This is a genomic window from Paenibacillus sp. FSL M7-0896, assembly GCF_037975415.1.
Taxonomy (GTDB): domain Bacteria; phylum Bacillota; class Bacilli; order Paenibacillales; family Paenibacillaceae; genus Paenibacillus_AQ; species Paenibacillus_AQ silagei.
In genome coordinates this window covers 4966725-4979387 of the sequence record NZ_CP150250.1, presented here as the reverse complement: position 1 = coordinate 4979387, position 12663 = coordinate 4966725, and the positions used below count along the sequence as shown (strand labels likewise).

9 protein-coding genes are annotated in these 12663 nt (G+C 52.2%); 6 read left to right on the top strand and 3 right to left on the bottom strand.

Annotation, left to right across the window (positions count from 1 at the left end):
* The first annotated feature begins 65 nt into the window (after positions 1-65).
* From MKY12_RS21460 to MKY12_RS21435, 6 genes are all read left to right on the top strand, one after another.
* Positions 66-1298: a hypothetical protein gene (locus MKY12_RS21460; protein ID WP_339249906.1), complete on the top strand. Its 1233-nt coding sequence runs from the start codon at positions 66-68 to the stop codon at positions 1296-1298.
* Positions 1299-1359: 61 nt separating this feature from the next.
* A complete protein-coding gene (locus MKY12_RS21455; RefSeq protein ID WP_051478535.1) occupies positions 1360-2568 on the top strand; it encodes a hypothetical protein in 1209 nt (402 codons plus the stop codon).
* Between the two features lie 31 nt (positions 2569-2599).
* On the top strand, positions 2600-4951 hold the full coding sequence (locus MKY12_RS21450; RefSeq protein WP_339310691.1) for a hypothetical protein: 2352 nt from the start codon (positions 2600-2602) through the stop codon (positions 4949-4951).
* A gap of 128 nt (positions 4952-5079) precedes the next feature.
* Positions 5080-5964, top strand: a complete 885-nt coding sequence (gene rfbA / locus MKY12_RS21445) for a glucose-1-phosphate thymidylyltransferase RfbA (RefSeq protein WP_339249902.1) — start codon at positions 5080-5082, stop codon at positions 5962-5964.
* Positions 5965-6238: 274 nt separating this feature from the next.
* The gene (locus MKY12_RS21440; RefSeq protein WP_339249900.1) at positions 6239-7555 is read left to right on the top strand and encodes a YVTN family beta-propeller repeat-containing protein; all 1317 of its coding nucleotides are present in this window, start codon (positions 6239-6241) and stop codon (positions 7553-7555) included.
* Between the two features lie 108 nt (positions 7556-7663).
* Positions 7664-8797: a glycosyltransferase family 2 protein gene (locus MKY12_RS21435; RefSeq protein WP_036731498.1), complete on the top strand. Its 1134-nt coding sequence runs from the start codon at positions 7664-7666 to the stop codon at positions 8795-8797.
* A 56-nt stretch (positions 8798-8853) separates the two neighbouring features.
* On the opposite strand, the gene dmpG is transcribed toward MKY12_RS21435, so the two are convergent.
* From dmpG to MKY12_RS21420, 3 genes are read right to left on the bottom strand one after another with little or no spacing between them, the layout of a single operon-like run.
* A complete protein-coding gene (dmpG, locus tag MKY12_RS21430; protein ID WP_339310689.1) occupies positions 8854-9861 on the bottom strand; it encodes a 4-hydroxy-2-oxovalerate aldolase in 1008 nt (335 codons plus the stop codon).
* A gap of 2 nt (positions 9862-9863) precedes the next feature.
* Complete coding sequence (locus MKY12_RS21425) at positions 9864-10754, bottom strand: acetaldehyde dehydrogenase (acetylating) (protein ID WP_339249897.1); 891 nt, start codon at positions 10752-10754, stop codon at positions 9864-9866.
* Between the two features lie 5 nt (positions 10755-10759).
* Positions 10760-12529, bottom strand: coding sequence for a thiamine pyrophosphate-binding protein (locus MKY12_RS21420; protein ID WP_339310688.1), 1770 nt, complete (start codon positions 12527-12529; stop codon positions 10760-10762).
* Positions 12530-12663: the final 134 nt, after the last annotated feature.

The following is a 12663-nucleotide window of genomic DNA, read 5'->3' as shown; positions in this document are numbered from 1 at the left end:
GATTAATCTGTTTTCACATCAAGCGGACAAGGCGAATTATAAAGTGACAGAAGGGTTGTGTTCACATGTCATCATTAATTCCGGTGCAACTGGGAAGTCCGGGACCGGCAATCCGGCTGGCAAGTCCGGTATTGCTGGAAGAGAGTCATCCCTCGTTCCAAATTGATTTCAGTGTGCCTCTGTCGTTCAAGCCGGCGGAGACCGGGAATTATCACCTAATCGTCGGGCTGTCTGTTCTGAAAGATGGAACGATGCTTCAGACTCTGACCGAGCCTTATATCGGCAGCGGCAACGCAGGGGAAGCGCTAATTGCGGATGTGAATGCAAGTATTACAGGGAGCTTTGGTCAATGGGAGCAATCCTTTGAAGTGGAGCTGAGGGTTCTGTCTTCACAGAATATTGCGGCGAATCCGCTGGCCGGCCTCCCTACAGTCTCTGTACAAGGAGTCGCGGCTGACGAGGATGACATCGGTCCGACCGGACCAACGGGTACGCAAGGTCCACGTGGTACACGTGGGCCTAACGGTCCGACCGGGAGCACCGGTCCGACCGGTACAACCGGCCCTGGGATCAAGGGAACGAAGGGACCTAAGGGACCCACTGGAGCTACGGGCGTGGTTGTGGCAACCGGATCGGGAAGCGTAACCGGACCAACGGGCCCTACGGGAACTACCGGGGTGGGACCTGCCGGTCCAACCGGAATGACAGGAATCGGAGCCACGGGTATGACCGGGTATGGACTGCAGGGCCCGACAGGAACGACCGGAGCAAGGGGGGAGACCGGGTACACAGGTCCAGGTTCAGGATTTACCGGTAATACAGGGACAACTGGCCCCACAGGTGTAACCGGACCCAGCCGTGCATTGCCGGTAGTTGTGAGTGATGCTCTGCTGTCGAGCAGTCCAGAAGAGAGTGAGCTTGTAGGCCAACTTCCGCCAGTACTGGTTACCTCGACTGATCAATGTGTAGTTGTAGCTGGCACTCTACAGATCAGCTACGGGAATCCCCCGGATTACGAATACAGCAATAATATTGTTTATGTGATACAACGTGATGGAGTCAACCTTCCTGAAGGCGCTTTGTTTAATTGGATGTTGTTCTATAATTATTCGAATGATCCATCATCTAATTCCATTCCTTCCGAACAATCGCTGTTCTTCTATGCCATTGATGATCATCCGCCATTAGGTCTTCACAGCTACACATTGTCGGCTACAGCTAGTACGATAACTCCAAACACAACTATCAGCTATGAATCCTTTAATGCAACTGCGAAGGTATTCCTAAGAGGGAACTGAACTATCTGTTCAAGAATCGTACAGAAGAACAGCATCTGAGTAATAAAGGAGTTGAATATACATGGACATCTATTCGTCGCTTCCTCTTGAGAGCGGCAATGAGCTTGTGCTTACGGATATCCGGACGGATGTGGAACAGCCGTATGCATCTGCGCAAGTGCAGTTGTCGATTCCAATGCTTCTGGATATACGGTCCCCTGGTTATTATCATTTGCATTTAAATGTTGAACTATGGAGAGCTAATGCACTTGCTGAAACTCGGGGTGTATCGATAGAATCAACAGCCTTGGCCGCTGGCCTTGTTCAGACTGAAGCCACCGTCAGATTCACCGATGAACTGTCTGCAGGTATTCACCAATACGAACTGAGAATGAAACTGCTGCATGTTCAGAACATCGCCTCGGATATTCGGGTCGGCTCCCCTCTAGTCCAGACGGGACCAGGGCCTGTTATATTCAACGGTCCGATAGGTCCTCCAGGCCCAACAGGACCCACTGGTCTAACCGGACGTACCGGTCTATCTGGTGGCGAGGGGAGAATGGGCGAGGATGGCGTCTCGCTTACAGGCCCGACCGGCCTGACAGGTCCTACAGGACCCACAGGGGCAACAACCTATATGGGAGCACTCAATGGACCTACCGGAGCCACCGGTGCCACCGGAATAGGAGTCACAGGAGCAACAGGAGTTACAGGGATGGGGGCTGTCGGAGCCACCGGTCCTGGAATAACAGGTGACACTGGGCCAGACGGTGGAACTGGGCCTACAGGCTTCACGGGTCCGCCCGGGGCAGGCAGTGAGCAGGGAGATCCTGGGCCAGAAGGTGCCAGAGGGCCTACAGGAGCGGGAGCGAATGAAGTTTTTATTCCAACATTAACTTACACAAGAAGCAGTCCCTCCATCACAGTGAATTATAATGAGCCTTTCTTGATTGCATCTCTCCCGGTGAATCCTGGAAGCAGCCGTTGCCAAATAGAGGGGATGGTAGAAATCGAATATTGGAGTAACTCAATTATAGAGAATAATGGATTGGAAATGACAATTACACTTACGGATACTGCCCAGAACACATTGTATATGTATACAGATTATTGGCAGAAACAAACGGATTTATTTCGAACTGCACAGGTTTTACCATTTTACGTTATGTATGATGGCCCGGCAACGACCCTGTCGTTATCCATATTGGTTGTTGGTGAGGAACAAGATCAAAGGGATGTCTATATTAATCAATGCACCTTATCTTCAACGGTAATACCTGACAGCATCTGATGTTGCAGAGAATATCAAAGGCGGTGAAGTGATGTCGAATCTAACCACTCTCCCTCTGGGAACACCGGGACCGGCTATTCACCTGGCAGAGACACTTGACATTGTTGCAGCGCAGCCTAAGGCGCATGTAACGTTCCAGATTCCTGTTATCTTCCAGGCAGTGACTTCCGGTCCATCCTTGCTGCGGATTGAGCTGGAAACGATGCTCTCCGGCAGTGTACTGCAGACTCAACTGGTCACGCTGTCCCATACCGGAACGGGAGAGACTACCAGAACCTTACAAGTTACGGTCAACCATTCGGCGAATCCGGGAACGTATGCGTACACTATACGAGCCCGGGTCGTCAGCTATATTAACGTCAAGGCAGATCCTTCTATAGGCAGAGCCGTTGCAGGGATAGCTTCTGTTCATGCCGTTAGAGCCGCCACGGGGCATACCGGTCCGACCGGCCCGACTGGAACGACTGGCACCCAAGGTACGAGGGGCGGCGGCGGTGATTACGGCAATAAGGGCGTGACAGGGGCAACAGGGTACGGAGTGACCGGTCCGACAGGAGATACAGGCGAACCTGGGCTTCCCGCAAGCTTCACAGGCACAGCAGGTTACGGTCCGACTGGTCTGACCGGGATGACAGGGCTCACAGGAATTGGTCCTACCGGTGCAACCGGAATAGCCGTAACAGGGACTACAGGGTATAGTGTCAAAGGACCGCAAGGCTCACAAGGGGTGGAAGGTCTGCGGGGCGCACTTGGACCGACAGGTACCGGCAGCAAAGGCCCGACGGGACCGGCAGGTTCTTCCGGTGCAACCGGAGCGACAGGCGAATCCGTGCCCTCTCCCTTATATCAATATCGTGCTGATTCACAGGTATTGACCTCTGAGCTACAAACGGTTCTCACCCTGGATACATTGCAGACGAAGGCCGGACAACGCGTACAACTACAAGGGGATCTCCGCGTCTCCTATCTCCCGCTGGCAGAAGCTGTTCGAATTCCTCTTTCAATCAATGTTCTCTACAATAATGCAGTGATCCGCTCATTTGAATTCAGGTCCATCGTCCAAGGCTATGGCAGCGGTGAAGCTGATCCCGGCAAAAGAGCCAGTGTGCAATTCCCGTTCAGCCTGACGCATATCCCCGAAGCCGGACCGGGAGTCTATTCTGTTCAAGTGCAAATTGACTTAAATATTCCGAGTGCGCTCTCTCTGATTATGGAGAACCGGTATCTGGCGGCAGAGGTAATGGGCAGCGGGACACCTTACGTCGTCAGCGAGGCAACGGCTTATTTTCTGAAGGATGGTGGGGTTGGAATCCTGGATGCCCGGTCGGCTACCATTCAAATAATCCCTGTGGATCCTAGTATCAACTTTCTCTTAGGGCAAGTAGCTTATGCCGCCTCAGGAGACGACAAGTACATTTACTATGCGGTTGTAGATAAATTGTACCGGTTCAATATTCAATCCCGCGCCCTCGATTGGACAGTGGATTTAAACCTGGGTGCGCAAGTATTAGATCTGCTATTAACCCCTGATCAGCGCCATCTTTTTATATCGACTGGAATATCGACTGGAAATGTGCAGACGATTGTCTTTGATCTGGCCAATGGAAGTATTATTGATACCTTCTCCACGACATCCGTTGTACAATACTCTGCGGTGTCTCCTGACAGCCGTTATGCTTTTTTCTTACTCGTTGGGGGTCAGTATAATCCGGCGGTTCATGCGTATGAGATTGCAACGGGAACGCTTACCGAGAATATTTTTGGAGCTTATTCGGTCGCATTGGAAAGAACGGCTTACTCCAATCCACTCGTGGTTACGCCTGACAGTATGGAAGTGCGGCTGACACCGTCCATGAAGAACACTTTATACGTCTACGCAGAGATTGGAAATTTCAGTAACACCGGCTTAAAGCCTGCAGCTGGTCATAACAGCACGTGGGGGATTCGTCAGTTAAAATCCGGCGAAGCCTATATCATGGACAATGGGGAAACTCCTGACAACCATATCCCATTGAATGTTAGCCGTATCGACATTAATGGTAACTTATTAAACAGTTTGCGGGGGCCTATCAATCAGTATACGATCATTCTGTCACCGGATGAACGATGGGTGTGTGTACAGGGAACCCAGGAGCTCAAGCTGATATCAACCAGCAATCAGACGACACAGACTATTCCAATGACAGATATCTTCAAACTCGGTGCACTGAATTTCACTGGCGATAGCCAATATCTAGTTAATATCGGGTGGGAGAACATTTATATAATTAGCATGGCGGATTTCTCAATTCGGACCATTAATTATAATCCGGACAGTGATCCTTCTCTCGTACCGCTATATTACAGTTTCTCTAGCGGACATTACAAGACACAGAGCAAATAGAAGTGTAGTCCAAATTCAATAACATAAATGAAGATCAACCCATACGGTTCCGGAAACCAAGGTGTTGATCTTCACTCCATAACAAGGGGACAAGGGGAGAAATGTTAAGAATTGGGGAGCGTGGATAGATGAAAGGAATTATTCTGGCGGGCGGCTCGGGGACGAGGCTGCATCCGTTAACGAAGTCGATCTCCAAGCAGATCCTTCCGGTGTACGACAAACCTATGATTTACTATCCGCTATCTGTCTTGATGCTGGCAGGCATCCGGGAGATTCTGATCATCTCGACCGGAAGAGATGTCCGATTATTCCAGGACCTTCTGGGCACCGGCGAACAGCTCGGACTATCCTTTCAATATGCGGTGCAGGAACAGCCGCGGGGGCTTGCAGAGGCATTCCTGATCGGGGAGGAATTCATTGGTGCGGATCATGTGTGTATGATTCTGGGGGATAACATTTTCTATGGACAGAGCTTCAGCTCTATTCTGGAGAGAACCGTCCGGCGGCGGGAAGGTGCCACGATCTTCGGCTGCCATGTGCAGGATCCTTCCGCCTACGGCGTTGTGGAATTTGATAACATGGGTCGAGTGGTTGCACTGGAAGAGAAGCCGCTGTATCCCCGTTCTCATTATGCAGTGCCGGGCTTGTACTTCTATGACCGGCAGGTCGTGGAGATTGCAAGACACATTAAGCCTTCGCGGCGCGGTGAAATCGAGATTACGGATGTTAACCAGGAATATTTAAACAGAGGGCAACTCAATGTGGAGGTGTTCGGCCGGGGGATGGCTTGGCTGGATACCGGAACGCCGGATTCGCTGCTGGAGGCCGCTAATCTGGTCGAGACCGTCCAGAAGCGGCAAGGGCTCTACGTGGCCTGCATCGAAGAGATTGCCTTCAATAAAGGCTACATCACCAGAGAGCAACTGCTGGAGCTAGCCCGGCCGCTGCGTAAGCTGACCTACGGACAATACTTGTCCAGCATAGCAGAAGAATCTCTTGTTGAGGGTAGCTGAGATTCATGAACAGCGAAGAAGAGAATGTTCCAGCTTGACTGACGGACACATTCTGGACTTGGAGCATATATTGGTATTCACAGAGCAGAGGAGAATTGGTGGATGGTGATGAAGCCCATTCTGATGAGTTCATCCACTAAGTCCACACCAAACCTGTACACTTGAATACTACTATATTAATCATTAAGTATGCTGCTGACCGGGGTTGTCCGTTGAGCATTATTCCCTGCGCATACTGGAATGAAATCCAAATCTGTAAGGATGTGACCATGTAATGGCTTTTTTATCAACAGGACCTATTGAGAATAATCCTGTGAACGGAGTGAGACCTACTCAGCAGGTTACAGTCAAAATTGATAACCGCAGCGAGGCTTCTGCGTACTCATTAACCATTCAGGGTTATCAATTGACCGGCGGAACGAGAGTGATGTACGTAAGCGAATTACTCAATGTTGCAGCGAACCAGGTAATCACGAAGAATTACTATGCCGACGTCAATGCTTATGAATTCACATTTATTACATCACCGAATTCATCGGAGGAAGTTGAGCCGGTGCAGATCTCGCTATGGGGCAAGAACGCAGCGGGTCAATTGGTAACGGCACACCGTTTAGTATCGGAAGAATTGTTAGGGGCAGACAGAGGTGGTAGTGGCGGCGGAGCCACAGGTCCGGCGGGAGCAACAGGCCCGGCAGGAGAGAGAGGCCCGGCAGGATTACCAGGGGCGCCAGGAGAAGCTGGACCAGCAGGACCTACAGGACCTACCGGGCAAGGGGGAGGAGAATCAGGAGCCACAGGAGCCACAGGAGCCTCAGGACCTACAGGAACAACAGGAGAACCTGGACCTACAGGAACTACAGGATTCCAAGGCCCCCAAGGAACCACAGGGCCCGGAGGAGGAGCTCGGGGAGACACAGGTCTTACAGGAGCTACCGGAGTCACGGGTCTTACTGGGGAAACGGGAGCCACAGGAGCTACCGGAGTCACGGGTCTTACCGGGGAAACGGGAGCCACAGGAGCCACCGGAGTCACGGGTCTTACCGGGGAAACGGGAGCTACAGGGCTTACAGGAATGACAGGAGTCACAGGAACGACTGGTCCTGTATTAGCAGGTGAAGGCTTCTCGGTATTTCTGCCAACCTTGGTGACAGGCACCACGGCCACGTTTGTTGGCTGGGAAGAAACGTCGCCGTATTACGGCAATGCGGCATTCGATGCAGTTTTGGGTGAATACACCGTTCCAGAAGCAGGTAGGTACTCTATTGAAGCTACAATTAACTTTGCTTTTGATGCTGCGGTCACCACAGCGTTAGGTGCAGATGTGAATCCGTCATTAGTGGTCCAAAAAACTACGCCAGCTCCAGCTATAGATCTGGTCACCGGATTATTACCGGTACTGGATGTGGCTGTCGCCGGAACTTTAACCCTTAGAACACTTCTTAGAAGCGGTACTGTTACCTTAGCAGGTGAAGTGGAGCTTGCGGCAAATGATGTGATCAGCCTCATCTATCAGCCAGATGGATTGGCGCTTAATTTGGATTTAGGTGCTACAGATCCAGGTGTTGTATGGTCTGTTCACAGATTAACCTGATCCTGAAAGGAACCTGCTTTATTTTGCAGCGAGCTTAAGGGCCATCCTTTGCGGGATGGTTTCTTTTTTATATTTTTGTATATCGAATCATTCTCAGGAGGCGGGGAGATGGAAGCAGAACAGGAAGGTCTGTTCAGTCTGTGTATGATTGTGAAGAACGAAGAAGCTGTGTTAGGACGTTGTCTGGACTCGGTCAGAGACCTGATGGATGAGATCATTATTGTGGATACGGGATCGACGGACAGGACTGTCACTGTGGCAGGCTGGTATACAGAGAAGGTGTTCACTTATCCGTGGGATGAGGATTTCGCAGCGGCCCGCAACTATTCCTTTGAACAGGCGACGATGCCTTACGTGTTCTGGATGGATGCCGATGAGCTTCTGGCCGCACCTGAAGCGGAGAAACTGGCCCGCTTGAAACGGCAACTGAAGGAGGAACAAGCCGGTGTAGAGGTGATCTTGATGGGAAGCCGGCTATTTCCACAGCCCTCCCAAGCGGGTTCCGCTTTAGTAGTGGTCCATTCGGAATATCGTCCCCGGATTGTCAGAAGCGGGCAGCATTTCCAGTGGCATGGGCGTGTCCACGAGGAGCTGGATATTGGAGCAGGCGCTTCCATGAACACGGATATTTACATGGACCATCGTCCATCCGCTGTTCATACGGAACGCAACCTGCAGATTCTGAAGCGCTGGATCGCTGAGGAAGGCAAGGCTGAAGGAAGGCTGCTCTTTCACTATGCGAATGAATGCTTCGAGACACGGGACTATCAAGCTGCGGCGACTTCCTATGAAGAGTTGCTGAAGGAACCAAACGGCTGCAAAGATGAACGGATTACAGCTTGTCTGCGGCTGTCCGAATGTTACCGGGAGCTGGGGGAAGCGGGGCTCAGGCTGAATAGCCTCTTCCGCTCCTTCAGCTACGGGCTACCCCAGGCGGATGTCTGCTGCGGTGTCGCCGGATTCTTCGAGGAGCGCAGAGAGTGGGAGAGTGCAATCTACTGGTATCTCCAGGCGATCGCCCGGCAGACAGCAGGACCGGGGAACCGTCCTGTCTCCCAAGCTTATTATACCTGGCTACCTCATGTCTTGGTCAGCCGCTGCTGCGCCGCTGCAAGAGAATGGAAGCAGGCCTGGCAGCATAATGAGCAGGCCTTGGCTTACCTGCCGGGTAATCAGGTCTTGCTTGGCCAAAGAAGCGAATTGCAGAAGGTGCTGGAAGAAAGACGGGGCAGGTCAGAGTAATGCAGAAGCAGGCAGCCGTGGGTTACAACTGCCTGCTTTATTGTATTTATTGAAGCTCAAGGGAAGTCATGTCGCGCTAAGGTCAGCGCTGCCTCAAGAATCAGATCCTCCTGACCGGCCACGACCTTCCGGCGTCCAAGCTCGACCATGACCGCCTTGGGATCAACATTGTACTCCTTGGCAATCCGTTCCACCGGCTTCACGAAGCCGGAGAACACACCGGCCATACCGCTTACGATACTCATGCTGCCGAGTTTGGGCGCTTTGGCGAAGGCACTCTCTGCTTGCTCTGCCAGCTCAAGCAGCGCATAGAGCTCAATTCCTGTGTCCCAGCCGGATTGATGAAGCGCTCCAACCAGCACCTCCAGCTGCGCATTGCCGGCCCCGGCGCCGAAACCGCGTGCTGTGCCGTCAAGGATGGAGGCTCCCGCCTCGGCGGCAGCCAGTGAGTTGCCGATTGCCAGGCCCAGATTGTTATGAGCATGGAAGCCCACAGGGATGTCAAGGATGCTGCGCAAATACTGAATCTTTCCGGTGACATCCTTGGGCAGATAAGCACCTGCCGAATCCATCAGAATGACGGCTTGTGCTCCGTAGCTCTGTATCTTAAGAGCTTCGATGCCCAGCACCTCAGCGGGAGCCATATGAGACATCATAAGAACACCGTAAGCGGTCCGGTTCTGCCCGCGCACATATTCGATATGGCGTTTTGTCAGATCTGCCTCTGTGCAATGGGAGGCGACACGCACGATATCGACTCCCAGATCCAGGGCAGCCCGCAGATCGCGGTTAATTGTAGCGAACCCTGGAATGACATGGATCGATAACAGCGTGTGCCGGAGATTGCTTCTGCAGATGGACAGCATCTCTTCATCAGACAGCAGACTTTCACCAAGCTGAAGAGAGGAGGCACCGAGGCCGTTGCCATGTCCGACCTCCAGCACTGCTAGCCCTGCCTTCTCTGCCATCCGGGAATAAAGATCCAGATTCTCCCGGGTCAACTGATGCTTCACAGCATGGGAGCCGTCCCTAAGCGTAGGGTCGCTAATGATAAGTGGGAGCATGATCATTCTCCTTTGCACACAATAAGCGAGCGTCTGGCATATTCTTCTGCCAGGGCGATCGCCGCGCAATTGATAATATCCAGATTTCCGGCATAGGTGGGAAGGAAGTCGCCAAGTCCCTGGACCTTGACCATCATGGCGATTCTGCCGTTCTCAATGACCGGAGGTACAATAATCTGATAGCCTGGGACATAGTGTTGAATTCGGGTGACCATTTCCTCTACTGCCTTGCTAAGACTATCCATATCAGGTTCAGGAACAACGGCGAAGAGTGTAGTCTGCATATCTATACTGGGAATGGCAGGGTTCAGATTAAGGATGGCCTTGGCCCGCCTGCAGCCGGTATAGCTGCGAAGAGCATCCTCAGTAGCTCCAATATATTCATCCAGGTTAATTCTTGTGGCAGGTCCTGCGCTCAGAGAGGCGATGCTTGATACAACCTCTATATACGATAACTCCTTTTGGGACTGGGCAATAGCATAGGCTAGCGGCACGGAAGCCTGGCCGCCGCAGGTGATCATATTTACATCGTTACTGTCCAGACATTCCTGCAGATTCACAGCCGGGATACACGTTGTCCCTAGCTGCGAGGGTGTCATATCGATCACGAACTTGCCCAGTTCCTTCAGCAAGGGATAATGACGGATGTGGGCGGCGGCAGAGGTAGCATCGATAACAATGTCGCAGCATCCGGGATTGTCCAGAATGGCATTGATGCCTCTGTCGGATACCTGTACGCCAAGCTCCCTGGCAAGCTGAAGTCCTCTGGAATCCGGGTTTCTCCCTGAGAAGAGGGAACATGTCAAGGACTCGGAGCGCAGAACTTTGATAAGCAGGTCTGTCCCGATATTGCCGCTTCCCAGGATGGCAACGTTCAGCTGATTCGTGCGCATGGCAGTCACTCCAAGCAATTAGATTGGTATTCATCCCTCGGCAGAAAAGGGAACATATCATCGTAAGCTGTAGATATCATCGTTCCATCCTCCAGCTGACGGGAGGATACACGCGGAATGAGCAGTTGATCGGTTGGTGTCATAATCTCACAGATCATCGGCCCCGGGTGGCGGAACAGCTCGTTAAGCTGATCATCCAGTTGGTCAAGCTGTGAGATTCTCAGATAGCCTAAGTCAAACGTCTCGGCAAGCCGCTCGAATGGAACGAAGCTTACCCCGGAATCCGGTCCTTCCCCCAGATAACGCCCGCCCATGAAGTTGGACTGGGTATGGCGGATCAGCAGATAACCGCCATTATTGATCAGAATGAACTTCACAGGCAGCCGATGATGACGGATGGTCTGCAATTCCTGCAGATTCATCTGAAACGATCCGTCACCTGTAATACAGAAGACCTCTCTTCGGCCAGCGGCTACCGATGCACCTATGGCACCGGGCGTATAACCCATAGTGGATAATCCGCCTGTGATGATATGCCGTTGCCCGGCTTTGACTTTGAAGGCCTGGGCATGGACATGGAAGCAGGAGCCGGTGTCAACTACGAAGAGGGCATCCTCTGGTGCGAGCTCTGAGAACCGGGTCATGAAGCGGTAGGAATTGATGCCGCTGCTGTCATCGTCATATTCAGGCAAGTCAACAGGGTAACGCTGCTTCCAGTATTGTGTCTGCTGGACCCACCCGGTATAAGAGGCTTCTCCGTCCCATAACGCAGTGAGCCTTATGAAGAAATTGCGGGCTTCTCCCTGCACCGGAATGTCAGGAATAACCGAGGGCTTATTCAATTCCCTGGCATCAATATCCACATGGATTTTGAAGGCATTCTTGGCAAAGTCGGCAAAATCATAACCGACCAGCCCGATCCCAAGCCGGCAGCCCACGGTTAGCAGAAGATCACAATTCTGTACCGTAAAATTCGCTGGCCGGTCACCGTATGTACCGGGACGGCCGACAAACAGGGGATGATCATGATCCATCAGGTCCATTCCCAGACGGGAGGTCAGTACGGGAATGCCGGTAGCTTCCGCGAATGCATGCAGCGCTTCTACCGCATCTCCATGCCGGACGCCTGCACCTGCCAGCAGACAAGGCCGCTTGCTGCGCTTCAGCGCAGCAAGAACCTGATCAAGCTCAGCATCTGTGATCTCGTGTACCTTGGCTATTGGTTCTGTGAATCCCGGGAAGTCATCCGGGTCAAAGGCTGCGCCTTGCAGATCCACCGGCACCTCCAGATAGACCGGACCTACCCGGCCGTTCTTGGCGAGATAGATGCATTTCTCCACTTCATAACGGACTTGTGAGAGGTCCTCCAGCCTGACAGCATATTTGGTAATCTGGCGAAAAATATCCAGAGAATCGAAGCCTTGCAGAGCGAATTGCCGCGGTCCTTTCACCTGGGCAAGCGCAACCTTGGAATTCCCACCAACTACAATCATTGGGGAAGAATCGACATAAGCTCCGGTTATGCCTGTAATGGTATTCAGCGCTCCAGGCCCTGCGGTAACGTAAGCGACGCCAAGCTTGCCGGTCATCCTTCCGTAAGCCTCAGCGGCCATTGCGGCAGCCTGCTCGTGGTGACAGCAGACATATTCCTGCTTGCCATGCTGGTAGAGCGCATCGGTCAGATGCATAATCATTCCCCCGGTGACCAGGAATACGGTCTCCCCGCCTTCATCATATAAAGAGTGCGTGATATAATCCGCAACCCTCATTCTCATTTATGCTTCCTCCTTCCTGAAACACAGCCATACCCATAGCATGCCGGCTTCACTTGACTTGATAAGCCTATTTATATGCGGATTTTGCGGGAATAGGTCCATAAGATTCACTTCATCCGGATTTTCTCCTGGAC